The organism is Williamsia sp. 1135, from assembly GCF_002095395.1.
Classification (GTDB): Bacteria; Actinomycetota; Actinomycetes; order Mycobacteriales; family Mycobacteriaceae; genus Williamsia.
The window spans coordinates 133498-159366 of the sequence record NZ_MJEI01000100.1; the positions used below are offsets into that span (position 1 = coordinate 133498).

28 protein-coding genes are annotated in these 25869 nt (G+C 64.5%); 18 read left to right on the forward strand and 10 right to left on the reverse strand.

Going from position 1 to position 25869, the window contains the following annotated elements; all coding sequences use genetic code 11:
* Positions 1-86 precede the first annotated feature (86 nt).
* Positions 87-1289 carry a CoA transferase gene (locus BFL43_RS19380; protein ID WP_084894158.1) on the reverse strand — a complete coding sequence of 401 codons (1203 nt, stop codon included), beginning with the start codon at positions 1287-1289 and terminating at the stop codon, positions 87-89.
* A gap of 139 nt (positions 1290-1428) precedes the next feature.
* Between BFL43_RS19380 and BFL43_RS19385 the strand changes: the two genes are divergently transcribed.
* From BFL43_RS19385 to BFL43_RS19395, 3 genes are all read left to right on the forward strand, one after another.
* Positions 1429-2853, forward strand: a complete 1425-nt coding sequence (locus tag BFL43_RS19385) for a sigma 54-interacting transcriptional regulator (protein ID WP_084894110.1) — start codon at positions 1429-1431, stop codon at positions 2851-2853.
* 30 nt (positions 2854-2883) lie between these two features.
* Entirely contained in the window at positions 2884-4887 is a 2004-nt protein-coding gene (locus BFL43_RS19390) for a VWA domain-containing protein (protein WP_084894111.1), read from the forward strand.
* Positions 4888-4989: 102 nt separating this feature from the next.
* Complete coding sequence (locus BFL43_RS19395) at positions 4990-6036, forward strand: acyl-CoA desaturase (RefSeq protein ID WP_084894112.1); 1047 nt, start codon at positions 4990-4992, stop codon at positions 6034-6036.
* 38 nt (positions 6037-6074) lie between these two features.
* Here BFL43_RS19395 and BFL43_RS19400 read toward each other — a convergent pair whose 3' ends face one another.
* A complete protein-coding gene (locus BFL43_RS19400; protein ID WP_143695433.1) occupies positions 6075-6716 on the reverse strand; it encodes a DUF1707 domain-containing protein in 642 nt (213 codons plus the stop codon).
* 157 nt (positions 6717-6873) lie between these two features.
* Between BFL43_RS19400 and BFL43_RS19405 the strand changes: the two genes are divergently transcribed.
* Complete coding sequence (locus tag BFL43_RS19405) at positions 6874-8040, forward strand: serine hydrolase domain-containing protein (protein WP_084894114.1); 1167 nt, start codon at positions 6874-6876, stop codon at positions 8038-8040.
* A gap of 3 nt (positions 8041-8043) precedes the next feature.
* Here the strand turns inward: BFL43_RS19405 and BFL43_RS19410 are convergent, their stop codons facing one another.
* The 7 genes from BFL43_RS19410 to rpmB all read right to left on the reverse strand — a co-directional run bounded on the left by BFL43_RS19410 (position 8044) and on the right by rpmB (position 10875).
* Positions 8044-8994: an AEC family transporter gene (locus BFL43_RS19410; protein ID WP_084894115.1), complete on the reverse strand. Its 951-nt coding sequence runs from the start codon at positions 8992-8994 to the stop codon at positions 8044-8046.
* 77 nt (positions 8995-9071) lie between these two features.
* Positions 9072-9359, reverse strand: a complete 288-nt coding sequence (locus tag BFL43_RS19415; protein WP_084894116.1) for a transcriptional regulator — start codon at positions 9357-9359, stop codon at positions 9072-9074.
* Positions 9356-9820, reverse strand: a complete 465-nt coding sequence (locus BFL43_RS19420) for a hypothetical protein (RefSeq protein WP_084894159.1) — start codon at positions 9818-9820, stop codon at positions 9356-9358. Before BFL43_RS19420 ends, BFL43_RS19415 begins: the two co-directional genes overlap by 4 nt.
* A 51-nt stretch (positions 9821-9871) precedes the next feature.
* Positions 9872-10117: a 30S ribosomal protein S18 gene (rpsR, locus tag BFL43_RS19425; RefSeq protein ID WP_084894117.1), complete on the reverse strand. Its 246-nt coding sequence runs from the start codon at positions 10115-10117 to the stop codon at positions 9872-9874.
* A gap of 51 nt (positions 10118-10168) precedes the next feature.
* A complete protein-coding gene (gene rpsN, locus BFL43_RS19430; RefSeq protein ID WP_084894118.1) occupies positions 10169-10474 on the reverse strand; it encodes a 30S ribosomal protein S14 in 306 nt (101 codons plus the stop codon).
* Positions 10474-10638: a 50S ribosomal protein L33 gene (gene rpmG / locus BFL43_RS19435; protein WP_084894119.1), complete on the reverse strand. Its 165-nt coding sequence runs from the start codon at positions 10636-10638 to the stop codon at positions 10474-10476. The genes rpsN and rpmG overlap by 1 nt, the downstream gene beginning before the upstream one ends.
* Positions 10639-10875 (reverse strand): 50S ribosomal protein L28, encoded by a 237-nt coding sequence (rpmB, locus tag BFL43_RS19440; RefSeq protein ID WP_084894120.1) that lies wholly within the window; start codon positions 10873-10875, stop codon positions 10639-10641.
* Between the two features lie 107 nt (positions 10876-10982).
* Here rpmB and BFL43_RS19445 point away from each other — a divergent pair, with 107 nt between their 5' ends.
* The 5 genes from BFL43_RS19445 (at position 10983) to bluB (ending at position 14177) form a co-directional block, all read left to right on the forward strand.
* The gene (locus BFL43_RS19445) at positions 10983-12347 is read left to right on the forward strand and encodes a GTP-binding protein (protein ID WP_240498363.1); all 1365 of its coding nucleotides are present in this window, start codon (positions 10983-10985) and stop codon (positions 12345-12347) included.
* The gene (locus tag BFL43_RS19450) at positions 12344-12610 is read left to right on the forward strand and encodes a type B 50S ribosomal protein L31 (protein ID WP_084838961.1); all 267 of its coding nucleotides are present in this window, start codon (positions 12344-12346) and stop codon (positions 12608-12610) included. Before BFL43_RS19445 ends, BFL43_RS19450 begins: the two co-directional genes overlap by 4 nt.
* A gap of 24 nt (positions 12611-12634) precedes the next feature.
* Positions 12635-12808: a 50S ribosomal protein L32 gene (gene rpmF / locus BFL43_RS19455; RefSeq protein ID WP_023962752.1), complete on the forward strand. Its 174-nt coding sequence runs from the start codon at positions 12635-12637 to the stop codon at positions 12806-12808.
* A 101-nt stretch (positions 12809-12909) separates the two neighbouring features.
* A complete protein-coding gene (locus BFL43_RS19460; protein WP_084894161.1) occupies positions 12910-13533 on the forward strand; it encodes a trimeric intracellular cation channel family protein in 624 nt (207 codons plus the stop codon).
* 20 nt (positions 13534-13553) lie between these two features.
* Entirely contained in the window at positions 13554-14177 is a 624-nt protein-coding gene (gene bluB / locus BFL43_RS19465; RefSeq protein WP_084894121.1) for a 5,6-dimethylbenzimidazole synthase, read from the forward strand.
* A 9-nt stretch (positions 14178-14186) separates the two neighbouring features.
* Here the strand turns inward: bluB and BFL43_RS19470 are convergent, their stop codons facing one another.
* A complete protein-coding gene (locus BFL43_RS19470) occupies positions 14187-15101 on the reverse strand; it encodes a mycofactocin-coupled SDR family oxidoreductase (RefSeq protein ID WP_346425983.1) in 915 nt (304 codons plus the stop codon).
* A gap of 55 nt (positions 15102-15156) precedes the next feature.
* Between BFL43_RS19470 and BFL43_RS19475 the strand changes: the two genes are divergently transcribed.
* The 9 genes from BFL43_RS19475 to BFL43_RS19515 all read left to right on the forward strand — a co-directional run bounded on the left by BFL43_RS19475 (position 15157) and on the right by BFL43_RS19515 (position 25795).
* Entirely contained in the window at positions 15157-15843 is a 687-nt protein-coding gene (locus tag BFL43_RS19475) for a response regulator transcription factor (RefSeq protein WP_084838963.1), read from the forward strand.
* A 114-nt stretch (positions 15844-15957) separates the two neighbouring features.
* A complete protein-coding gene (locus BFL43_RS19480; RefSeq protein ID WP_084894122.1) occupies positions 15958-17361 on the forward strand; it encodes a HAMP domain-containing sensor histidine kinase in 1404 nt (467 codons plus the stop codon).
* A 205-nt stretch (positions 17362-17566) separates the two neighbouring features.
* Positions 17567-19207, forward strand: coding sequence for a trypsin-like peptidase domain-containing protein (locus BFL43_RS19485; protein WP_084894123.1), 1641 nt, complete (start codon positions 17567-17569; stop codon positions 19205-19207).
* A 60-nt stretch (positions 19208-19267) separates the two neighbouring features.
* A complete protein-coding gene (locus BFL43_RS19490; protein WP_240498368.1) occupies positions 19268-19915 on the forward strand; it encodes a MogA/MoaB family molybdenum cofactor biosynthesis protein in 648 nt (215 codons plus the stop codon).
* Between the two features lie 7 nt (positions 19916-19922).
* Positions 19923-20108, forward strand: coding sequence for a hypothetical protein (locus BFL43_RS19495; RefSeq protein ID WP_084894124.1), 186 nt, complete (start codon positions 19923-19925; stop codon positions 20106-20108).
* A gap of 383 nt (positions 20109-20491) precedes the next feature.
* Positions 20492-21097, forward strand: coding sequence for an MspA family porin (locus BFL43_RS19500; RefSeq protein WP_084894125.1), 606 nt, complete (start codon positions 20492-20494; stop codon positions 21095-21097).
* Between the two features lie 77 nt (positions 21098-21174).
* On the forward strand, positions 21175-21897 hold the full coding sequence (locus tag BFL43_RS19505; RefSeq protein ID WP_084894126.1) for an MspA family porin: 723 nt from the start codon (positions 21175-21177) through the stop codon (positions 21895-21897).
* 288 nt (positions 21898-22185) lie between these two features.
* Positions 22186-23931 carry an HNH endonuclease signature motif containing protein gene (locus tag BFL43_RS19510; RefSeq protein WP_084894127.1) on the forward strand — a complete coding sequence of 582 codons (1746 nt, stop codon included), beginning with the start codon at positions 22186-22188 and terminating at the stop codon, positions 23929-23931.
* A gap of 37 nt (positions 23932-23968) precedes the next feature.
* The gene (locus BFL43_RS19515) at positions 23969-25795 is read left to right on the forward strand and encodes a helix-turn-helix domain-containing protein (protein WP_143695425.1); all 1827 of its coding nucleotides are present in this window, start codon (positions 23969-23971) and stop codon (positions 25793-25795) included.
* The last annotated feature ends 74 nt before the right edge of the window (positions 25796-25869 follow it).

Sequence of the window (25869 nt, forward strand, 5' to 3'; positions counted from 1 at the left end):
GCCCTGAGATCGGCCCCGATTCGGACATGGGACGGCAATAAATACGCCATCCGCCCTCCCATACGGGGCAGATCCCAGGGCGCCGCTCAGATGACCCCGTCTTCGGCCAGCGCGCCGAGTTCGTCCTCACTCAAGTGCAGAAGTGAGCCATAGACTTCCGAATTGTGCTGGCCAGGGGTGGCCGACCCAGCGTTCCGGATCCGGCCAGGGGTACCCGTCAACTGCGGCACGATCCCGGGGCCGCGCACGTTCTCGCCGATCCGTTCGTCGAAGTGGTCGGCGATCATGCCCCGGGCGATCAGCTGGGGATCGTTGATCACCTCGGCAACGGTATTGATCGGCCCCACAACGACTCCGGCATCGCTGAGCCGTTCGATCAAATCGTCGTGCGGTTGTTCGGCGGTCCAGGCTGCGATGAGCTCGTCGAGTTCGTCCTGATTCTCGCCCCGCGCGCTGTGGGTGGCGAAGCGGGGATCGCTGCTCAACTCCGGCTGTCCCATCACCGCGCACAACCGCGCGAAGACGGTGTCCTGGTTGGCGCCGATCACCACCATCCGGCCCTCTGCGGTGGGGTAGATGTTCGATGGGGCGATGCCCGCGAGCCGGGTGCCGGAAGGGCCACGGACGATGCCGCCCTGGTCGTAATCGGGGATGGTGGATTCCTGGATCGCCAGGCAGGATTCGTTCAGCGCGGTGTCGACGATCTGACCTTCTCCGGTGATCGTGCGCCGGTAGAGGGCTGCCAGTGCCCCGTGCACTGCGAACATGCCCGCCAACGTGTCGCCGAGCGACAGCGCGAGTCGAGGCGGAGGCTGATCGGGATAGCCGTTGAGATGGCGCAGGCCACTGACGGCTTCGGCGACCGACGCGTAACCGGCTCGACCCGCGTCTGGTCCGGTCTGTCCATATCCCGACACCCGCACCAGGATGATGCCCCGATTGCGTTCGCGGAGCACGTCGTAACCGAGTTCGAGCTTTTCGAGCGTCCCTGGTCGGAAGTTCTCCACGATGATGTCCGACGAGTCGACGAGTTGGAGGAAGATCTCGCGGCCACGGTCGCTGCGCAGGTCCAGCGTGACCGCGCGTTTGTTGCGGGCGTAGACGGTCCACAGGAAACGATGTCCGTCGCGCTCGGCCTGACCCCAGCCCCGCAGTGGGTCGGGCTTGCCTGGTGCCTCGATCTTGATGACGTCGGCACCCAGGTCACCCATGAGGCGGGCGCCGAACGGGCCGGCGATCAGTGAGCCCAATTCCAGCACCCGAACTCCGTCGAGTGCGCCCGTCGGCAACTGTGTGTTCTGCACCGTGTTCTCCACCATCGATCCAGTCTCACCCATCGACTCGCCGGGTCCATCGACACCCCTGGAACGACGTCCGCGGTTCCTCTGCAGGCGTAAAGGAGTGCGTTTCTGCGGTAGTGCTCGTAGCGTGGAAGGGGTGAGCACACCCCACACCGCGAATATCACCACTGCCCACCCCTCGCCGCGCACCCTCGGGGAGCTGCGCGCGTCGGGTCATGTGCAGCGCAGCGTCAAGGACGAGATCCGCAACAACCTGCTGACGAAGCTCCGCGCGGGCGACGATCCGTGGCCCGGGATCCTCGGGTTCGAGGCCACCGTCATCCCGCAGCTCGAACGCGCCTTGCTGGCCGGGCACGACGTCGTCATGCTCGGTGAGCGCGGCCAGGGCAAGACCCGATTGCTGCGCACCATCTCCGGGCTCCTCGACGAGTGGACCCCCGTCATCGACGGCTCCGAACTCGCCGAGCATCCCTTCGAGCCCATCACCCCGGCATCGATCCGCAAGGCCGCGAACCTGCAGGAAGACCTGCCCATCAGCTGGTTGCACCGTAGTGAGCGGTACAGCGAGAAGCTTGCGACCCCGGATACCTCGGTGGGCGATCTCGTCGGCGACGTCGACCCGATGAAGGTGGCCGAGGGGCGCAGTCTCGGCGACCCCGAGACCATCCACTTCGGACTGATCCCTCGGGCACATCGCGGCATTGTCGCCATCAACGAGCTGCCCGATCTCGCCGAGCGGATCCAGGTCGCGATGCTCAACGTGATGGAGGAACGCGACATCCAGGTCCGCGGTTACAGCCTGCGGCTGCCGCTCGACGTGGTCCTGATGGCCAGCGCGAACCCCGAGGACTACACCAACCGCGGACGGATCATCACCCCGCTCAAGGACCGTTTCGGCGCCGAGATCCGCACTCACTACCCGATCGAACTGGACGACGAGATCGCGGTCATCGAGCAGGAAGCCGACCTGATGGCGACTGTGCCGACGTTCCTGATCGAGATCATCGCCCGGTTCACCCGGCACGTGCGCGATCATCCGGCGATCGATCAGCGCTCAGGTGTCTCGGCGCGTTTCGCCATCGCAGGTGCGGAGACCGTCGCGGCTGCGGCGCTGCACCGGTCGGCGGTCCTCGGCGAGGAGTTCCCGGTGGCGCGGATCGTCGACCTCTCCTCGGTCATCGAGGTGCTGCGTGGCAAGGTCGAGTTCGAATCCGGCGAAGAGGGTCGTGAACTCGAGATCCTCGAGCATCTCCTTCGAAAGTCGACGGCGGACACCGTTCGAGCACACCTCGGCGGGGTCGACCTGGCCACACTCGTCACCGCGCTCGAGGCCAGCGACCCGATCGTCACCGGTGATCGTGTCTCGGCGTCGCAGCTGCTCAGTTCGATGCCCGAGGGCACGGAGCCGGTGGTCAACAAGATCGCCGAACGCTTCGACATCACCGACGAAGGTGAGCGGGCCAGTGCGTTGGAGCTCGCCCTCGAAGGGCTGTTCCTGGCGCGGCGGATCGGCAAAGAGGCCGATGAAGAAGGCCAGACCATTTATGGCTAGACACCATTAAATCTTTCGACGGGAAACAACATGGCCCGCAGTAATTTTCATCGCGCACGGTATCTGCGCTACACCGGCGGACCCGACCCGCTCGCGCCGCCGGTCGATCTGCGTGAGGCACTCGACGCCATCGGCGACGACGTGATGGCCGGTGGGTCCCCGCAAGCGGCGATGCGGGAGTACCTGCGCCGCGGCAGTGACAACATGCGGGGGCTCGACGAGCTCCGGGAGATGGTGAACAAGCGGCGCGAGGAAATCCTCAAGTCGCGCAACCTGAACGGGACCTTCGAGGAGATCCGTCAGCTTCTCGACGACGCTGTTCTCGACGAGCGCAAGCAGTTGGCGCGCGACCTGGACGACGAGGCCAGGTTCGCCGAGATGCAGATCCAGAACCTCCCGACCTCGACCGCGCAGGCGGTACAGGATCTCGCGAACTACGACTGGCGCAGCCCCGAGGCCAAGGAGAAGTACGACAAGATCAAAGATCTCCTGGGTCGGGAACTGCTCGACCAGCGCTTCGCCGGGATGAAGGAAGCCCTCGAAGGGGCGACCGAGGAAGACAAGCAACGCATCACCGACATGCTCAGGGACCTCAACGAGCTGCTGGCCGCGCACAATCGCGGCGAGGACACCAGCGAGCAGTTCGGCGAGTTCATGGACAAGCACGGTGAGTTCTTTCCGGAGAACCCGAAGAACACCGACGAGTTGATCGATTCACTCGCCGCCCGTGCCGCTGCCGCGCAGCAGTTCTACAACTCGTTGTCCGATGAGCAGCGCGCCGAGCTGGATCAGTTGTCGCAGCAGGCCTTCGGCTCGCCGGATCTGATGAACCAGCTCGCGCAGATGGATTCGCAACTGCAGCAGGCCCGTCCGGGAATGGGCTGGGGTGAAGGCCAGGACTTCGAGGGCGGCCAGGGGATGGGTATGGGCGAAGGTGCCGGTGCCCTGCAAGATCTCGCCGAGTTGGAATCGCTGTCAGAGCAACTCTCGCAACAGTATTCGGGCGCCCATCTCGATGACGTCGACCTCGACGCGCTGGCCCGCCAGCTCGGTGCCGATGCAGCAGTGGACGCCAGGACCCTGTCCGAGCTGGAAAAGGCACTCAAAGAGCAGGGGCTGCTCGAAAAGGGCAGCGACGGCCAATTGCGGCTGTCGCCCAAGGCGATGCGGCAGCTGGGGCAGTCGATTTTCAAGGATGTGGCAGAGCAGCTCTCTGGTCGTGGCGGCGATCGTCAGACACGACGGTCGGGACAGGCGGGGGAGCCGACGGGCTCTTCTCGTGAGTGGGAGTTCGGCGACACCGAACCGTGGGATGTCACCCGAACGGTCTCGAATGCGGTGTTGCGCACCATTTCCGAAGATCCGGACAAGCTGCACGCCGGCAACGGGATGCTCCGCGACGGCGTGCGAATCAACGTTCGCGACGTGGAGGTCGGGGAGACCGAGGCCAGGAGCCAGGCGGCGGTCGCCCTGCTGGTGGACACCTCGTTCTCGATGTGGCTGGAGAATCGCTGGACGCCGATGAAGCGAACGGCGATGGCGCTCAACCACCTGATCTCCACCCGGTTCCGGTCCGATGAGCTCGAACTGATCTCGTTCGGGCACTACGCCCGCACCCTGGAGATGAGTGAGCTGATCGGCCTCGACGGCATGCGGCAACAGGGCACCAACCTGCATCACGCACTGCTGCTGGCGCAGCGGCATTTTCGGAAACACCCGAACGCCCAACCGGTGGTGCTGATCGTCACCGACGGCGAGCCAACCGCTCATTTGCTGCCGGGTGGTGAGCCGTTCTTCTACTACCCGCCGCATCCGGCGACGCTCGGAGCGACCGTCCGGGAGTTGGACAACGTGGCCAGGATGGGCGCTCAGGTCAGTATTTTCCGGCTCGGCGACGACCCGGGCCTGGTGCAGTTCGTCGACCAGATGGCCCGCAGGGTCTCGGGGCGCGTGGTGGCCCCTGATCTCGACGGTCTCGGTGCGGCGGTGGTCGGTGACTACCTCGGTGGCAAACGTCGTCGCGGCCGGCGCTGACCCGCGTGCGGATGGGGAGTCGGTCTCTAGTCCTGAAGTAGGGGGTCGGCACTCCGTCCGGAGTTGGATGCACAAACGGGCTGCACACCATACTGTTCAGGCATGGATGCGACCCGGAACGATCAGGTTCGACTGTATGCCGACCTTCTTTCCGAGGTAAAAGCCCTTGGCCTGCTGGAACGCAGGATCGGCTGGTACGCGGGCAGGCTCGCGTTGCTGCTCGGCGCGTTTCTCGCCACGTTCGGTGTGGTCTTCGCACTCGGTTCGAGTTGGTGGCAACTTGCAATTGCTCCAGTATTCGGAATCTTGTTCACCCAGACGGCATTTCTGTCGCACGACAGCGCCCACAAGCAGGTGTTCGCCTCGGGCAAGGCGAACGAGTGGGCCGCCCGACTCATCGGCAACCTGATCGTGGGTCTCGGATACGGCTGGTGGCAGGGCAAACATTCCAAGCATCACGCGAATCCGAACAAGATCGGCAAGGACGGCGACATCGCGACCGGCGCGCTGATGTTCGTGCCCGAAGATTTCGAGGACACCGGCGGCCTCAAGGGTTGGATTCGGGCCCACCAGGGCTGGCTGTTCTTCCCGATGCTCACCCTCGAAGGGGTGAACCTGCACTTCGAGTCCCTGAAAGTGCTTTTCGACGGCACCCGACCGAGTCGGCGCCGCCTCGAGCTTGCGCTGCTCTCGATCCGGTTGATCGGTTTCCCGGTGCTCGTGTTCAGCGCGATGGGCTGGGGCGTCGGCGCGGTGTTCCTCATCGTTCAGTCGGTGGTCTTTGGGCTCTACATGGGCGCCAGTTTCGCCCCCAATCACAAGGGCATGCCCATTGTGCCGAAAGACGTTCGGGTGAACTTTTTCGAGCGTCAGGTCCGTACCTCCCGCAACGTCCGCGGTGGTCGGGCGATGGACTGGGCGATGGGTGGACTGAATCTGCAGATCGAGCACCATCTGTTCCCGAGCATGCCGAGTGCGAGCCTGCGGCAGGCCCGGCCGCTCGTCCGCCGTTACTGCTTGGAGAACGACGTTCCTTACACCGAAGCGGGCTTGGTCGAGTCGTACGGCATCGTCATCAAGTACCTCAACCGGGTGGGCATGGGATTTGCCGATCCGTTCGAGTGCCCGTTTGTCGCGGCGTATCGCTGACACTGCTCTGACACCTCGGGTGGCGCCGTGGGGCGTCGTTATTTGTCGAGCGAAGTCTTCCCCTGACCATGCGGACTTCGGCGCACCACTTCGACCCCGCCCATGATTGCGAGCCCACTCACGGTGATCGTTGGAGCACCGGGGACACCTTTACCCTCGGCGTTGCGGCTGCCGCTGAAACCGCCCATGATGCCCATCCCGGTGATTCGCACCGTCGCATCGTGGGGCACGACGATCTCGATGCCGCCCATGATCGCGTTCGCGCGGATTGTCAGCTGATCGGACGTGAACTCGGCGTCGCGCAGATCGATCTCGACGCCGCCCATCAGAGCAAAGGCGTTGAGATGCTCGCCGACGGCGACCCGACCCTTCAGTTCTGAACCACTCATCACGGCCACGCGACTGGTGATCACCTCGACGCCGGCGGACGCTTGATTCACCCGCCGCGAAGTCGCGACCGCTGCTGTGGTCAGCTGATTGACGGGCAGATCGTCGGTGAGCGAATCGAGTTCGCCGAAAGTCTTGGCCGCGACGGCTTTACCGGCCCGTTCCTCGTACTCGACCGGACTCAGATGGCCTTGGCTCATCGCCGAGGACAGGATCTGGTGAACGAAGTCGCGGTCACTGTCGCTCGCACGCAGGCGGCTGCGGCCCTGGTCAGGGTCTTCAGAAGGAATCAGGTCACTCACCCTTGTGAGGTTAGCCGCTGACCGTCGGTCGCGACCATAAGCCAGGGCTTCCCTCGCACATCAGGGTCATGTCTGGGTTCGGTGACCATTCGCGCTGCCTGGGAGTCGGCGCCGGGATATCGTTTCTCATTCGAGACCGGAGGACCCGATGCCGTTGTTCCGCCTGCCCAGAGTTCTGTCAGCCGTCGCCATCTCGGCGGCGGTGGCGGTCGGTCTGTCGATCACCGCCGCCCCGGCTGCTGCCGAACTCAACCTTCCTGCCGCCGTCGACGACGTGATTCTGGATGCGGTCGGCGACGGCAATCTGCGTTCGGCGATCGTGCAGGTTCGGGTGGATGGCAAGGTCGTCGCCGATCTCGCGTTCGGCGGGGCTGCGCCGGGAGTGCCTGCGACCACCCGAGACCACTTCCGCAACGGGGCCATCGCGATCACGTACACGGGCGCGCTGCTGGTCGAACTGGAGAAGAGGGGCATCGTCGGCTTCGATGAGTCGATCTCGAAGTGGCGTCCCGATCTGCCGTACGCCGACAAGGTGACGCCCCGCCAGCTCGCATCGATGACCGCCGGCTACCCGGACTATGTGACCGATGAGTCGTTCACCGAGCAGAACCTCGCCGACGTCTACAAGAACTGGACGCCCGAGGAGCTGCTGTCGTTCTCGTTCGCACAGGAACGCACCTTCGAACCCGGGACGGAGTTCGGCTACTCGCACAGCAACTACGTGATCCTGGGTCTGGTGCTCGAAAAGGCCACCGGTACGCCGCTCGCCGAACTGCTGCGCACCTACATCTCGAACCCGCTCGGACTCACCGAGACTGTGTCGAATCAGGGACCCGCGATCCCGGCGCCGGCACTGCACGGGTTCAGCACCGATCGCGGTGCATATGAGGACACCATCGACTGGAGTCCTTCGTGGACCATCGCAAACGGCTCCGTGCAGACGACCACCATCGACGACGCCGCTTCGAGTTTCGATGCGCTGCTGGGCTCGTCACGGTTCCTTGGTGAGAACGGTTACCGCGAGCTCACCGATCAGGGGCTGGCCGGCCTACCGTTCGGCCCTGCCACTCTGACGACTGCGCGTTCGTACGGTCTCGGTGTGTTCATCAACAACGACTGGTTTTACGCCAATCCGTTTTTCAACGGGTACACCTCGACGGTCCTGACGTTGCCGGCCCACCGTTCGAAGATCGGCACCGTGACCATCGCCGTCGCCGCGACGCCCACCGATCAGGGGACGCAGGAGGGCAACATCGCGTACCCGCTTGCCACCGACATCGCGGCTTTGATCGCACCGGATCATCCGATCGCCTAGCGACTAGGCAAGCAGGAATGCGATCAGCGCGATCGCCGGTATCGCGATCAGCGTCGTGACCAGCGCCGAATCTCTCGCGAGGACAACACCGCGCTGGTAGCGCGTGGCGTAGACCAGGACGTTCTGGGCGGTCGGCAGTGCGGCGATCACAACGAGGGCGAACAGTTCGTGGCCGGTGGCACCGAAGGCGAATCGGGCGAGGAAGTACACCAGTACCGGCTGGACGACCATCTTCAGGAAGGCCGCGAGCGCGACGTCGCGGCGGGGGCTCTGTCCCTTCTGCAACACGCTGACGCCGGTCAGTGACAACCCGAACACCAGGAGTGCCCCTGGGACCGAGGCGTTGCCGAGCATGTCGAACGGCTCCATCACTGCCTCGGGCAGGGTGACCCCGATGATGGAGATCACCAGACCGGCCGCTCCGCCCAGCACGATGGGGTTGGTGAACGGGGTCACCACGGTGTCGCGGAACGATATTCGACGGGTGACGCCGTCGGAATCGGTACGTCCCACTGCGGTGAGGTCGAGGGCGGTCAGCGCCAGCGGCGAGTAGACCATGATTTGAAACAGCAGCAGCGGCGCCACGAACGAGGCGTCGTCGAGAACGAAGATCGCGATCGGGATTCCCAGGTTCGCGCTGTTCACGTACGACGCCGACAGCGCGCCGATGGTCGCCTCGGGGACCTGCCGTTTCAGCAGCCACCGGGCGATCACGAAGTAGATCGCGCCGATCAGCAACGCACTGCCACCGGCGACCACCAGCGTCGTCGAGAAGACATCGGCGAGGTCGGCCTTGGCCAGTGAGGAGAACAGCAGTGCGGGAGTGCAGACGAAAAACACCAAGCGGGACAACACTATTACCGCACCAGGGCCGAGAGCTTCGGTGCGGCCGAGGATGAATCCCACGAAGACCACGATGAAGATCACCGTGAAGCCCTGGATGACGCCTGACACCTGAGCAGTCTAGGTACACCCGATGATGGGTTGTTTTGGCGGGTCCCACCTGGGGTTTCGTTCGCCAGAACAACCCATCATCGGGGGTCGAGGAGGGCGCGTAGGGCAGCGCGATGGGTCTCATACGCTTTCGTGCCTGCGGTGGTGGGTTTGTAGGTGGTCGACGCACCCCGCCCCCGACCGTCTTTCGATGCGCGTACGTACCCCGCCGATTCCAGCGCCGACATCTGCTTCGACAGATCGGAATCAGCCAGTCCCAGGTGTTCCTTGAGGAAACGGAAGGACGTCGACGAGCTGTTGACGAGAATGGCCATGGCCGCCAACCGCTTCGGGGCGTGTATGACCGGGTCGAGGCCGTCGATCATGTCAGGCGGGCCCGGACCGCGTCTGCTGCGCGAGCGTATCTCTTCTCGTAGATCACCAGGCCGCAAGTGATCAGGACAAACGCGACGACGGCAGCTGTCAGGACGCCACCGAGCCACCACGCGACGGCGACCACCACCGTAACGATCGGCAGCGCCAGGAAGTAGTTCCGCCACTCGACCCCGATCTCCGCCGGAGGTGAGCCCCGCCCGGGCTGAGGCAGCGAGCCATGGCGACGCTGCATCCAGGTGACGAAGACGATCTCGGCGATGATCAACACGACGAGCGTTCCGACGAACAGCGGGATGCTCTCTCGCCACCAGCCGAAGTCACCGATCATTCCTGCGGCCCACGCACCGATGACGGGGTAGTACCACCAGGGCGTCGGCGGATAGTCGAGGTAGGGGGCGGCCTCGGCCCGTTCCGCCAACCTGAGTAGCTCTCGTGCCTCATCGCTTTCCATGATGGAAAGTTTAAGGATCACTTTCCACTTATGCAAGCAGAAAGTGATCGATCAGCGGGACGAGCCGGGGTAGGGCAGGAGTGCCATCTCGCGAGCGTTGCGGATCGCAGTCGCGACCTGACGTTGCTGCTGCGGGTCGAGTCCGGTGATCGATCGGCTGCGGATCTTGCCTCGATCGGACAGGAACTGGCGTAGCAGAGCCGTGTCCTTGTAATCGACGGTGGTGACGCCGGCCGTGAGCAGCATGTTCCGCTTGCGCTTGGCCGGGAGGTCGGGTTTGGCGGGGCGCCTGGCCATGATGAAAGTCCCTATCTGTTGATCGAAGCTGTTAGGTGGTGAATGCTTTTGTCACCAGCTGGATTTGGTGATTCCCGGAAGCTCACCATCGTGGGCCATCTGCCGCAGCCGGATGCGGGACAGTCCGACCTTGCCGACGTAGCCGCGCGGCCGCCCATCGACCGCGTCGCGGTTGCGGATGCGGGTGGCGCTCGAGTCGCGGGGGAGTCGCTGCAGGGCCAGTTGGGCCTCGGCGCGCTGTTCGTCGGACGACGTCGGGCTCCGGGCGGTCTCTTTGAGTGCCGCGCGGCGCTCCGCGTACCGCGCGACGATCACCTTGCGCTGCTCGTTCCTCTCGATCTTGGACTTCTTGGCCATCAGCGCTCCTCGCGGAAGTCGACGTGCCGTCGGGCGCGCGGGTCGAACTTGCGCAGCACCATCCGATCGGGATCGTTGCGACGATTCTTGCGGGTGACGTAGGTGAATCCCGTCCCTGCGGTCGACTTGAGTTTGACGATCGGGCGAATCTCGTTGCGTGCCATCTAGATCTTGTCTCCTTGTGCGCGGATCTTGGCGACCGCGGCCTCGATGCCGATGCGGTCGATCGTCTTGATGCCCTTCGCCGAGACCGTCAGGGTGATGGTCCGGTGCTCGCTGGGCAGGTAGTAGCGACGTCGCTGGATGTTGGGGTTCCAACGGCGACTGGTGCGCACATGCGAATGCGACACCTGTTTGCCGAAGCCGGGTTTGCGGCCGGTGACCTGGCAGTGCGCGGACATCGGGGCCCTCCTCGTTACTTAATGGGAATGGTTGTCGACAACCGACGAGTTGGACTGTACCTTCAACACTCAGTAAATGAAAACGATTCCCGATAGGAGTGTGTTCAGTGACCCGGCTGGTCAACAAGACCCCGCTGGTGATCGTCACCGGTTTCGATCGCGGGGCCACCATCCGCAGTGCCGAGGCCCTCGCGGTATCCGGTACCGCGGTGGTCCATCACGACCTGTCGCTCGTGGGGGTGGGAACGATCGTCCGAACCGTGTCGACCACCGACTTCAACGGCGAAACAGAGTCACGCACAACACAAAGCGCACTCGATCACGGTTGCCTGTCCTGCGCCATGCGTGAAGACGTGTTGCCGTTGCTCCGGGCCCTGCACCGCCGCGGCAACGTCGACCGCATCGTGCTCGCCCTCGACCCTGCGCTCGAACCCGAGCCGCTGTCCTGGGCGATCACCAACGTCGTCGTCGCGGACGTCCCGGGGCAGGTGGACGGACCCGCAGGTCTCGACGTACAGATCGAGGCGGTCATCGGATGTATCCACGAGGGCACGTGGCTCGAGGACGCCACCGGTGACCGGATCCTCGCCGAAGACGACCGCGGTTCCTCTGAAGACGAAAGGACGGTGGCCCAGCTCGCTGTGGGCCACGTCGACTTCGCAGACGCGTTGGTGGTCCACGGCCAAGCGGCGGATGGCTGGTCGGGCGCGAAGCTGTTTGCTGTCCTCAAACGCCTCAACCCGACTGCGCCGATGATCATGGAGCTACCGCAGCGCCCGCTCGGACCAACGATCATGCGCAACCTCATCGCCTCGATACCGGACGGGGCGCGCAGGGGTGAGATCACCGGCCCGCACGATCCGCTGTTACGCGGGCAGCCACCGCTGACCCCGGATTGCGGGGTTCAGGTGGTCGAGTTCGAGACCGACCGGCCATTCCATCCCGAGCGTCTTCACGACGCGATCGACGTCCTGCTCGACGGGGTTGTGGCGGCACGGGGTCGGCTCTGGCTGGCGACCCAGCCCGACGAGGCACTGTGGCTCGAGAGCGCGGGCGGCGGTCTGCGCATTGCCACCGGCGGCACCTGGCTCGCCGCGATGACCGGCGATGAGGTCGCCCAGGCCGACCCCGAGCGGCTCGCGATGGCGTCCCTGCGGTGGCATTCGCTCTACGGCGACCGCAGTACTTCTATCGTCGCGGTGTCGGTCGATGCCGACCCGGGACACATCCGGAGGACCCTGCAAGCCGCCGTGTTGACCGACGACGAGCTCGCCGCAGGCCAAGCAGGCTGGCACAGATTGTCCGACCCGTTCGGTGTCACCCACGCCGATCCGTGTGACGACATGCTCGATGAACGAGCGCTTCTCGAGGGAACAGAACCACCCGCTGAATGGTTCCTAGAAGTACAGGATTTGGCTGGTCCAAAGCCTGACAACCCCGGGCAGAACCCGGAAAGAGAGGACAAGTCATGAAGGCGAACATTCATCCCGACTACCAGCCGGTGATCTTCAAGGACGCGTCCACGGGCAAGGCATTCCTCACCCGGTCGACGCTCAGTTCCGAGGTCTTTTTGGATTGGGAGGACGGTAACCGGTACCCTCTAGTGGTTGTCGATGTCACGTCCGACTCGCACCCCTTCTGGACCGGTGCGCAGCGGGTACTGGACACCGCAGGACGAGTGCAGAAGTTCGAGCGCCGCTACGGCAAACGGACACGCACAACCCCCGGAACGTAAACGAAAGAAATGAAGGGCTGAATCATGGCTGTACCGAAGCGCCGGATGTCGCGGTCGAACACTCGTAGCCGCCGTTCGCAGTGGAAAGCGGACAACCCGGCTTTGCAAGAGGTCAAGGTCGGCGGTGTTGCACATCGAGTGCCGCGTCGCCTGGTCAAGGCCGTGAAGCTCGGCATCGTCGATCTCGACAAGCGCTGAGGGCTTCCAGCCCTTCACCAATTTCTAGACGACAGAGACTGACCGTCAGCTGACGGTCAGTCTTTTGTTGTGCCCGGACGAAGTGAGATGGGAGGCCCGTGGTGCTGCAAGACATCCTCAATTTCGCCGGCATCGCCGTCTTCGCCTGCTCAGGCGCCCTCGTCGGGGTTCGCAAGGACTTCGACCTCTGGGGCATCCTCTCGATGGGTGCCGCAACCGGCGTCGGTGGCGGGATCGTCCGCGACCTCCTGCTCGGCATCACCCCGCCGACATCGGTGCAACACTGGCCGAACCTGACCATCGCGGTCGTGGCCGGCCTGCTCACGTTCTTCCTCCACCCCGCGTTCAAGCGGCTCTACCCGGCGGTCCTCTTCCTCGATGCCATCGGCATGGGGGTCTTCGCGGTGTCCGGTGCGTTGCTCGCTCTCGACCACGCGTCGAGTGCGATCGCTGCCGTGTTGATCGGCATCACCACCGCGGTCGGCGGTGGCGTGATCCGTGATGTCCTTGCCGGTGAGGTGCCGCTGTTGCTCCGGCCGTCCGATCTCTACGCGGTTCCGGCGATGTGCGGCGCGGTCGCCGTGGTCGTCGTCGACGGAATCGGCTGGCCCGACTGGACCGGACTCGTCGTCGGCGCAACGGTCGCGACGGGGCTCCGGCTGGCGAGCCTGCAGTTCAAGTGGAAGTTGCCGACCGCACCGCAGCGGGCGCTCGGTCGGCGATAGATGTGGGTGGGGGATCCGAGATGAACGTCTACGAAGCAATCGCTGCACGCCGAGACGTGCGGAACGAGTTCACGGGGAACGTCCTCACCGAAGAGCAGCTACACCGCGTCCTTTCTGCCGCCCATGCGGCGCCCAGCGTCGGCAACACCCAGCCATGGGACTTCGTGGTCGTCCAGGATCGGGACATCCTGCGGCGCTTCGCCGCTCACGTGGCGGAACGACGCGAGGCATTCGCGAGGTCGCTGCCCTCTGATCGGGCCGATACCTTCAGGCCGATCGTCGTCGACGGCGTCGAGAGTTCGGGCACCGGCGTGGTGGTGACCTACGACCGGGCACGCGGCGGACAACACATCCTCGGCCGTCACACGATTGACGAGACCGGACGCTTGTCGGTCGGGCTGGCGATCCAGAATCTGTGGCTGGCGGCCACCGCCGAGGGCCTCGGGGTGGGGTGGGTGTCGTTCTACACCGAACCGTTTCTGCACGAGCTGATCGGCATCCCCGACGGGATCGAGGTGGTGGCCTGGCTGTGTCTGGGACCGGTCACCGAACTGCAGGCCGTTCCCGATCTGGAACGGTTCGGTTGGCGAGATCGACGTTCCCTCGACGACGTCGTGCACCGGGAGTCGTTCGGCGCTCCCTGAGCGACCGCGTCAGTTCATCCCGTTGTTGAGCGTGATGGATTCGCCTGATTGGCAACGCCCTTCATCGGAGACCAGGAACAGCACCGCATTGGCCACATCCTCTGGCTCCAGCAGCCCCGGCCGTGGCCGACCCTGCCGGAACATCTCTTCGACATCATCTCGGGTCGGGTTCTCCAGATCGGGCCGGATCATCCCGTAGGTCGTCGGGTTGTGGATCATCTGCGTGTTCACGCCGGCCGGCAGGACGGCGTTGACGGTGATCCCGTGCTCGGCCACCTCGAACGCCACCGACTTCACCAGCGCCAGGACCCCTGCCTTCGCCGCTGCGTAGTGCCCGGAGTTCGTGGCGCCGGTCGGGGCGACCGACGACGAGGTGGCGACGATCCGTCCCGACTCGCGCTCGATGAGGTGCGGCAGGACCGCCCGGAACGTGTTGAAGACGCCGGTCAGGTTCACGTCGATCATCGTCTGCCACCGCTCGGCGGACATCGTGGCGATCGGGGCGGCGCTCGCGATGCCGGCGTTGGCGACGACGATGTCGATCTGCCCGAACGTCGCCACCGCCTCTTCCACGACTCCTTGCATGGCCTCCAGCTCACGGACGTCGGCCCGCAGCGCGAGGCATCGCCTGTCCAGCGCTTCGACCTCGCGCACGGTCTGTTCGAGATCCGCCGGAGTCGGCAGGTCGTAGTCGACCTCATCGATCTGGGTCACGGCGTCGCACACGACGATGTCGGCGCCGGCGCGGGCGAGCGTCACCGCGTGCGCCCGGCCCTGTCCTCGCGCACCCCCGGTGATCAAGGCGACCTTGCCTTCGAGTCCAGCCATCCAAGCCTCCATTCGGCGCAGTTCTGCTCCCACGAAGTAGGACTCGAGTTCTGCGCAGAACTCATCGTCGCGCACCGGCCTACGCGTATCGGACACGCCGGGAACAGGGGTTCCTTAGCGCACTCTCAGTCGTGCACGTAAGACTGTTGGCATGCGCATTCTTGTTGTGGACGACGATCGTGCCGTTCGCGAGTCCCTGCGCCGGTCCCTGACATTCAACGGGTACACGGTGACCACCGCGGGTGACGGTGTCGAAGCACTCGAAAAGATCACATCGGATCGCCCCGAGGCGGTGGTTCTCGACGTGATGATGCCGCGGCTGGACGGGCTCGAAGTGTGCCGCCGGTTGCGCAGCACCGGCGACGACCTGCCGATCTTGGTGCTCACCGCTCGGGACTCGGTGTCCGAGCGGGTGGCCGGCCTCGACGCCGGAGCCGACGACTATCTCCCCAAGCCTTTTGCGCTCGAGGAGTTGCTCGCCCGACTGCGGGCGCTGATGCGTCGCGCGACCGCCGAGCCGTTGCCGGACTCGGAGGCGATGACGTTCGAGGATCTGACCATGGACCCGGTGACACGTGACGTCACCAGGGGAGAGCGGTCGATCAGCTTGACCCGCACCGAGTTCGCGCTGCTCGAGATGCTGATGGCCAACCCGCGGCGGGTGCTCACCCGCAGCCGCATCCTCGAGGAGGTGTGGGGTTACGACTTCCCGACGTCGGGCAACGCGCTCGAGGTGTACGTGGGGTACCTGCGCCGCAAGACCGAGGCCGAAGGTGAGATCCGGTTGATCCACACCGTGCGGGGCGTGGGCTACGTCCTGCGGGAGACCCCGCCGTAAATCGTGAGTTTCTATCATCGTCACGCCTCCGCGCCGGCCGATCAGTCGGCCGCGCCGGGCACCTTGACGCCTCAACGCCCTACGCAACTCGACGCCGCTCCGGTGCCGCGGGAGATGCGTGCGCCCACACCGGTTACGCGGGTCATCTCGTTGCGTTGGCGCATCACCATCCTCGCCGCGACTGTGGTCGGAATCGCCGTCGCGGTGATGGCTGCCGCGGCCTTCGCGGTCGTGTACCGCGCCATGTACGCCGATGTCGATTCCCAGCTCAACAACCGTGCGAACGGCCTGACCGCGATGGCCCAGATCGGCATCCTCGACGACTCACCGGAGTCCCTCGTCGCCGGAACGGTCTACTCGACCGACATCTCGGTGGCCCTGGTGATGCCCGGTGGGCGCGGATTCCAGCTCGGCAGTGTTCCCTTCGGGGCGTCCGAGCAGGAGGTGGTCGACGGGAAGTCCGAGTACTCACTGCGCACTGCCAAGAATCAGCGGGTGCTGGCGCGCAAGCTCGCCGACGGCAACACCATCATCATCTCGCAGAGCCTCGCCGACACCGACGACGTGCTCCATCGATTGGCGTGGGTGCTCGGCGTGATCGGGGGTTGTGGCGTCATCTTGGCCGCGGTGGCCGGAACTACCGTCGCCAGAGCTGGTCTGCGACCGGTGGCCCGGTTGACCCGAGCCGCCGAACGGGTGGCCAGAACCGACGACCTGACGCCGATCCCCGTCATCGGCAATGACGAACTGGCAAGGCTCACCGAGAGTTTCAACCTCATGCTGCGGGCGCTGGCCGAGTCGAGAGACAGGCAGAGCCGGCTCGTGGCGGACGCCGGGCACGAGTTGCGGACCCCGCTGACCTCGCTGCGTACCAACCTCGAGTTGCTGATCGCCTCCAGCGAACCCGGCGCGCGCCCGATCCCGGAGTCCGACATGGCCGAGCTGCGCACCGACGTGATGGCGCAGATCGGGGAGTTGTCGACGCTGGTGGGCGACCTGGTCGACCTCGCCCGCGAGGACGCCCCCGAGGTCGTGCACGAAGAGATCGATCTGGCAGAAGTGGTCGACCGCAGCCTCGAGCGGGTTCGCCGGCGTCGCAGCGACGTCGATTTCTCCGTGCACGTCAGTCCGTGGTTCGTGTTCGGTGAAAGCGCGGGACTCTCGCGGGCGGTCCTCAACGTCCTGGACAACGCCGCGAAATGGAGCCCACCAAACCAGCCCGTGGTGGTTCGGCTGACGCAGGTCGAACCCGGTAGGGCAGAACTGGCCATTGCCGACGCCGGTCCGGGTATCCCACCCGAGGATCGCCAACTCGTCTTCGAGCGCTTCTACCGGTCCACCGCGTCGCGGTCGATGCCCGGGTCGGGTCTCGGCCTGGCGATAGTGCGGCAGGTCGTGACCCGCCACGGCGGTTCGGTGTGGGCCGAACAGTCCGAGTTCGGCGGCGCTCTGGTGACCATCAGCCTGCCCGGATCGCCGACGGCAGCGGAGATCGCACCGCGCGTGGTGCAGCAGTAGACCCTTGCGTGAACAGGTCCGCGGTCATTCGTTGAGCCGACCTCCCTTCCACTCATAGTTACTGGTGGGAGAATTGAGGGGTAAACCAACAGCGCTATCTCAGCCCCATCTCAGGACGACACAGCAAGGTATTCATCAGTGCCGAGAATTGTTGCGGCAGCGGAGAGCGCGCAACGGTGCGCATGGCAGAAAGCAAGCGGAGGACATGGTCGGCAACAACGACAACGAGCGCGGAACCGGTGACGGCGAAGGGTTCAGTGGACAATCGGAACAAGCGGGACAGCAGGGACAGCAGGGACCGCAGAATCCCGCAGAGCAGTTCGGTAGGCATGAGGATGCTGCCGAATCTGCGCCCCAGGGCAATCCTTACGGCCGGACGTCGGCGTTCGACCCCCGTTCGGCCGGCCAGCAACCGCAGGCCGGGGAACCCACCACCAACCTGGGAACGCAGGGTTTCGGCCATTCGGCCCAGACCCCATATGGGCGCCCGTCCACCGGCCAGCAGCCCGCCCCGGGCCAGGGCGGCGCAGGACAGCCCGCATCCGGCCAGCAGCCCGGTTACGGGTACGGCTCGCAGGATCCCTACGCGGGCCGCTACGGCCAGTCCACTCCCTACTCCGGATACGCCCAGCCCTCGTCCGGACCGGGCACCAACTCGTTCCCCAGCCCCGGCGCCGGCGACAACAACCCCTACGGCGGCGGACCCCAGAGCTACGCACCGGCCCAGCCGAAGACCAAGTCGGGACGCTCCGGCGGAGCGAAAGCCGGATTGGCCGCTGCAGCAGTCGCATTGGTTCTCGTGGCCGGTGGTGTCGGCGGTGTCGTCGGCGCCAATGTGAGCGACAACGCGTCCAACTCGAGTTCCAACAGCGACAGCGTTCTCGGCGGCGATCGCAACAACACCCAGCCCGCAGCCGCTCCGGCCGGGTCGACCCAGGCCGTGGCAGACAAGGTCACGCCGTCGGTGGTCTCCATCGAGGTACAGGGCAGCCAGGCCTCCGGTTCCGGATCCGGCATCGTGCTCACTGCGGACGGCACCATCCTGACCAACAACCACGTCGTCGCCGGCGCGGGTGGCTCGCCGAAATTGACGGTCACCTTCAGTGACGGCAGCACCGCCGACGCGGAAGTTGTTGGTGCTGATCAGATCTCCGACATCGCGGTCATCAAGGTCGACAAGACCGGGTTGACGCCCATCGAGGTGGGTACTTCGAACAATCTGGAGGTCGGTCAGGAAGTGGTCGCCGTCGGTTCCCCGCTGGGTCTCAACGGCACCGTCACCACCGGAATCATCAGCGCACTCAACCGTCCGGTGTCGACGCGCGGTGAAGGCGACGGACAGGCCTCGGTCATCGACGCCATCCAGACCGACGCGGCCATCAACCCGGGTAACTCCGGCGGCGCACTGGTCAACGCCAACGGCGCGCTGATCGGTGTGAACTCCGCCATCGCCAGCCTCTCCGAAGGACAGACCGGCGGCAGCATCGGCCTGGGCTTCGCGATCCCGATCGACCAGGCCATGCGTATCGCCAACGAGCTCGAACAGACCGGCAAGGCCACGCAGGCGGGTCTCGGCGTCTCGGTGCGCTCAGGTGCGCCGTCTGCCGACGATCCGGGTGCCCTCATCAGTGAGGTCACCGGCGGGGGAGCTGCCTCCAAGGCAGGTATCCCGAACGGCGCGCTGGTCACCAAGCTCGACGATCGGGTCATCCCTTCCGGTGACGCTCTCATCGCTGCGGTGCGTTCGCACGCACCTGGTGACACTGTGGAGATCACCTATGAGGTGAACGGCCAAGAGAAGACCGCTCAAGTAACGCTCGACACCTTGGACACCGGAGGACGTTAGCCCGTGAAATCGCCAGACTCTGAAAAAGCCCCTGACAGCCTCGGTGCCCGTCTGAGGACCGTGACGATCACCCCGCCCGATACAGTTCCCTTCGGAGATGTCGATATCTCCGCGATGGTGATCGGGGAGGCGGATGTTGTGGCCGCAGATGCTGCGGCCGAACAGCTCGCCGTCCGCGCCGAAGAGATCGAAGCGGAAGGACTGCGGATGAGGTCATTGAACCTGGCTGAAGAGGACCTGGGCCGGGCCCTGGTCGTGATCGTCGACGATCGTGCGGCACACGGCGAGGATCAGAGTCTGATCGGGCCGCTCGTGGGTGAGTTGCTCGAGGAGGCCGGCTTCCACGTCGACGCCGTCGTCGCGGTGGAATCCGACGAGGTCGAGATCCGCAACGCCCTCAACACGGCGGTCATCGGTGGCGTCGATCTGGTGATCTCGGTCGGAGGTGTCGGCGTTGCTGGTCGTGACGTGACGCCGGAGGCAACTGCGGATCTTCTCGACCGCAAGCTGCCGGGCATCGAAGAAGCGTTGCGTAGTTCAGGTTTGGCAGCCGGCGCGATGGACGCGGGTCTTTCTCGTGGCCTCGCAGGTATTTCCGGGCAAACGATCGTGGTCAATCTGGCGAACTCCAGGGCTGCGGTCCGAGACGGGATGGCCACCATCACCCCGATGGCCAAGCACCTCATCACCTCGATCAGCAACTTCTGAGGCGATCATGCCGGACCCTTCCGTAGCCAAGCGAAGTAAAGAACGCGCGGAATTAGAGAAGATTTTCGGCGACGATCTGCCCACGACCACCCGCGATGAACAAACGCTCGGTTCCTGTGATGAAGGTCACAGAAGCGAGGATATGCAAAGTGATGAATGGTTTCTGGAGAATCGCCCGCCCCATCACGGCTGAATAGCATTTCGGTCACAGGCCGGTGCTGGGCTTTTCCTGATAATTCACTGAATTCCCTGCACTATCAAAGATCCGCTGTCCAGTACAGCGGATCTTTTGTATCAGAACACGCTCTCCTCCAACTGTTGCTTGCGGTGGGCAAGCACACTAACGTTCCGCTCGATACTTCCAGTACCAGCGCGGGGGCTGGACGTATCCCGTGACCCGTCCCCAATGGCGATCGCGGTGTGGCCGAATGTTCGGCCGGAATTAACAAATGGGAAACCTTGGGCATACCCGCCCGTTAACTCTTCCCATAGAAGATTTCGACGAACCAGTTGGTCACTTCAAGCTCACGATTTGGTTGAGCTTGGATTACACAGCAATCCTGTGAGAGGGAACGAATGAGCAAGATGAGCATGTTCGGCCTGCGCCGAGTCGTCGGTGTTGGCGCCATTACCGCGGTCGCGGCTCTTGGACTGGCGAGCATGGGCGCGGGCAATGCCGCTGCCGGCCCGCTGGCCAACAAGACGAAGACAACTGTCGGCGTCGACGGCACGTCTGTGAAAATCAGCAAGGTCGGCGAGAGCGCTTACCCGGTCCCGTCGGTCGCCAACAACGGCGCAGGACGTGCGGCTGAGGTGTCCGGCACCGTGATCGTCGAGCCCGGCTCCGCTTCGGGGACGCTGACGGTCGGCTACATCATCGGTTGCCAGATCGACATCACGGGGCTCACCGGTGGGCTGAGTGCAGGACTGGACATCATCGGCGGCGGCGCGAGCCTGTCCGGTTCGCTGAGTGTGCCGCTGAAGCCCGGCGAGGCTGCATTTGCCGTGGTCGGCGAAAAAGAGTTTGACGGCACGCCGTCAAGCGTTCAGTACAAGCAGTTCGGCATCGATGTGCAGCAGTGCGGCGGCTACGCGCAGGCGCGCAGCGCATCCATCGTCACCACCAGCGGTGATTACGTCATCAAGTCGACCCTCTACGGCGACCCGTTCAGCCTGAACTGATTGTCGGCAGAAACTTCAATCCGCAAAACTAAAGCTTTTCTGCCGCAAGCAGACTCAAAATTCCGTTAAGGGGAATCATGCAGAAGAAGACCACGCGTCGTTTGGCCGCGGCCGCCGGTATTGCCGGCGTGACCGCAGTCGCGCTGTCCACGATGGGAGCAGGCGCTGCCGCAGCCGGCCCGCTTCCCGGTGGCCAGGTCACGCAGACACTGCTCGACGGCACCAAGGTGACCGTCACGCTGAAGAACGAGTTCGCCAATATCAACCCGTCCACCGTCGCCCTGCCGACCAGCCGCAACGTGTGGCTGTCCGGCCAGGTCCTCGTCGACGTTCAGGGTGGTGCCGAAGGCGGCAACATCGAAGCTGGTTACATCGTGGGTTGCCAGCTTAACTTCGGTGCTGAAGCCGGCGGCAATGTCGGTATCGCTCCGTCCCCGGGATCTGACCCGAGTGGCGGCATCGCTCCCGGCGGAACCGATAGCGAAGGAAATGTCTACCCAGGTGGAGTGCCGGGATCGACAGGATCCGACCCGAGTCTCGGCCAGTCGGCAGACCTTGGCGGCGGGTTTACCCTGCAGCCGGGCGAAGCGAAGTATTGGGCCCTGTTCCGCGAGGACGACGAGAATGTTGGCATCGACTTCGAGGGTGCAAAGGGCGGCGTGGCTTACAGCCAGGAAACCTTTGCAGTTGACGGTTGCGCCGGTTTCGCCGAGGCCAAGGCATACGTCAAGGTCACCGTCGAGACCCCTTCGGTCACCGGCATCGTGACTCTGTACGGTAAGCCCTTCAGCATCGGCTGATAGCAGTTCTGCTGTTGTAATCACCGCATGTTTGTCGAAAGCCGGAACACCGCAAGGTGTTCCGGCTTTCGTCGTTTTTGGCTACTTAGGCCAGCCGGGACATTCCCGACTCCTACGTTGCCGCCGACACCGAGCTGAACGCGCCTAGCCATCAAGTGTCAGAGGGTTCGAACAAACATTCGACACATTCGGGTTTTTGCGGTACAGTCGAAGACAGAGAAACTTTCTGACGACGAATCCTGTCTGGTTGTTGTTGCCTGCGTGTGTTTCTGGGGCTGGGGGGCCTGCATGTCTGATGGTGTCGTCATCGATTCGGCGGTGGTGGGTGTGGTGTCGGAGCTGGATGCTGCGATCGCACGCTTGTCGACGTTGGATCTGACTGCTCTGTCTGACGTGGATTGTGTGCGTGTGGTGGAACGGTTGGAGGTCGCGTCTCGGCGGTTGTCGGCGGCTAGTTTGCCGGTGTTGCGGGAAGTTGCTGTGCGGCGGGCGTATTCGAAGGTGGGATGTTCCTCTCCGGCGGCGGTGTTGACGTCTATGACGCGGTTGCGTCCGGGGGCTGCGAAGGCGCGGGTAGAGGCGATGGATGCTTTGACGCCGTCGGTGACTCCGAGTGGTGAGGTGATCGAGCCTCGGTTTGCGGAGACCGCTGCTTTACTGGCCCTAGGTGTGATTGATCTCGATCATGTCGGTGCGGTGGTGAAGGTGATGGGGAAGATTCCGCACAAGATTGATCCGGAGCGACGGGCGAGTACTGAGGTGGCGTTGGCTGATCTGTGCCGTAGATACAACCCTGCTGCGGTGGAGACGATCGGTGAGCGGATCGTCGACTACTTGGATCCTGACGGCAGGCTGGCTGATGATGTCGATCGGGCGAAGAAGCGCGGTGTCAGCGTGGGTGATCAAGCGGTGGACATGATGGCGAAGGTGGCGGGTCATCTGGATCCGTCGACGACGGCGTTGATGAAGGTGATGTTGGGGGTGTGGGCGGCGCCGGGGATGAACAATCCCGATGATGAGCTGTCCCCGTCCGGTGCTGCCGATGACCCAACTCTGGATCCTGCGGTTCTGCAGGCTGCGGCCGACAACGACAACCGTACTCAGGCGCAGCGTAATCATGACGCTCTCAAGGCGATGCTGCTGTATCTGCTCGAATCGGGTCAGCTCGGCACGACCCACCGTGGGTTGCCGGTGCAGGTGATCATCACCATGACCAAAGACCAACTTGACGACGCACTTCGGGAGCAAGAAGCCACCAACGACGACGTACACGAGCCTGAACCAACGCCAGAGCCCGAGCCCGAACCCGAGCCCGAACCGGAGCGTGAATTAGAGGATACTGCGCCGGAGCCGGCATATCCGGATCCGCAGACGCAGTGGGAGGACCCGAGGTGGTTGCCCACGGTGACCGGTGGCCCAATGCGTCCTTACGGACGGGATCTGGTCTATACCGCGACCGGCACAGTGTTGCCGATCAGCGATGCCATCAAGCTGCTCGCGCGTAGTGACAAGACGTTGGCGGTATTCGCCAACCACAGCAACGAACCGTTGTTCCTCGGCCGAGCGAAACGGTTGGCCAGCGAGGCCCAACGGTTGGCGATGTTCGCCGCGCACCGGGGATGCTCGTTCGGTGGGTGCTCCAATCCAGCGATGTGGGCCGAAGCCCACCACACCACAGAGTGGGCCCTCGGTGGGCTCACCGACATCACACACCTGGCACCGGCATGCCCACAGCACCACAAATTGATCGGCCCGGGTGAGCATCAGTGGCAGACGATCATGATCACCGAAGGGCCCGACGCCGGACGCTGCGCCTGGATACCCCCGGCATTCCTCGACCCGGAACGACAACCCAGGGTCAACCGCGCCCACCATCCCGACGAAGCCTTGATCGAGGCCCGCCAAGCCATGCTCGCCCGCCGCAAAGCCCAAGTCGAACAACTCAACCGAGAACTCAGCGGGCCACCGCCGACCTCAGCGGACGGGTCGCCGCCAGGTACCTCGCCTCCGGACGCGGGTCCGGTCTCAAAATGAGACGGCCGGGGTGGACCACGCTGCATAGGCTGGCGTGGTGCACTCCGACGCCGCGATCACCGCTGCGCGGCTCAACGTTGTCGAAAACGGTGATCTCGGCCGATGGGCCGAGCAGGTGAGTCCGGACATCGCCAGCTCGTGGCTCCGGTGCGTCGACAAGGGGCAACTCGCCAATTCACTCGACAAACAGCTCGGTTTCATCGGAGACGTCCCAGGAGACCCACTGACCCGTGTCGCGCGTGCAGTGGTGGCACAGTGGTCCGACACCGTGGGCCCGGTGCCGGCGACGATTCTCGTCCTCGACGCACTTGCGGTGGTCCGCTGCCGCCACGACGTAACATCGGCAGTTGCGGCGGTCCTCGACACCTGGCCTGTGGCCGAGGGCTTTTCGATCACCGAACGTGAGTTCGGGACGTCAGCGGGCACCCTCGCCCTTGCCTTGGGCAGGCCGGCAATGGTCTCGGGCCCAGAGCATTTTCATCCTGACCTTGTGGGCCTCCACGAGTGCGCTGCCCCGGTCACCGATGATTCGGGAGCGGCGATCGGCGCGGTCGTACTGGTCTCCGAAACACCGGTCGCCGAGTTTGCCGCCGCACTCACCAGGACGCTGGCGGCGCAGATCGGGGTCGACCTGATGGCCGGGCCTTCCACCGCGTTGACTGCCACCTCAGCGCAATTGGCCGCCCGGGTCCACGGAAGCGGCACATTCGCCATCGGTGCCGCAGGCGATCACACGATCTTCGACCCACGCGCGAGTGCTCTCGACGGCTCCGACAGTGCAGTACTGATCGAGTCCGTGCGCGCCGCACTGGTCGACTGCCGCTTCCAAGCGGCCTCCCTCACATTGCCGTCGGGTTCACCGGTCGAGGTCGAGTTCGAGCCCGTCGAGGTGGCAGGTGACGTCGTCGGCTGCGTGCTGGTGGGAACCTGGACGAAAACGCCTGCCCCGCAGTACTCATCGGCCCTGGCCAGACAAGGTGCACACGTGGCACCGGTCGGTCCACGGGACTACACCGCCGGGATGCCCTTGGTAGGAGCCGCAGGCGGCGAACTCGGTCGCTCGCGCAACAAGGCGCTCCTGACACCGATGACGTCCACGAGAAGCGAACTGGCCCTGAGTATCAGCGAGCGTTCCAACCGGCTGCTGACCGGGGAGAAGGGCGTCGGCAAGCGCACATTGGCGGTCGCGGAGTTCAGAGCGCAGCACCCGGACGGTGTCATTCACCCCGTCGACTGCTCTGTGCTCGACATCGGTCGCGGAGACTCTCGATGGGGAGACACACAGCCGCTGGCCTCAGTGGTGCGATCACCCTCCGCTGCACCACAGTTGCTGTTGCTCGGCTCGCTGAACTCGCTCGATGCCATGGGTGCACGGCAGGTCGACGCTGTACTGCGCAAGCTGGCCACGCGTGAGTCGTCGCCATTGGTGATCGGATGTGTCGACGCGACCACGGTCGACCGAACCCGGCCCTACGCGATGCTCAGCAGACATTTTCACGGTGTGACCCGCATGCCGTCTTTGCGGTATCGCCCCGACGACGTCGCCGACCTCTCACGGTCCATCCTCAAGAACATCTCACCGCGGCATTCGCTTCGACTGAGTCTGTCGGTCATCAGGGTGCTGGAGGGGTACTCGTGGCCTGGGAACATCGATGAACTGGTCGACGTACTGGGCTACGTGGTGGCGCACAAGCCGTTCGGAGAGATCACCGTTCGAGATCTTCCCGCCACGTACTTTCGCAGCGCGCCGCGCAAACTCGCGCCGCTCGAAGTAGCGCAATGCGAGACCATCATCCACGCGCTGTACGAGGTCAACGGCAACCGCTACAAAGCCGCTGCGCTACTCGGTATCGGCCGGTCGTAGCTCTACCGCAAGATCGACTCGTTCGGTATCAGCTATATCGGCTGAACCGTCGGGTGACGCTCCCGAGCCCATAC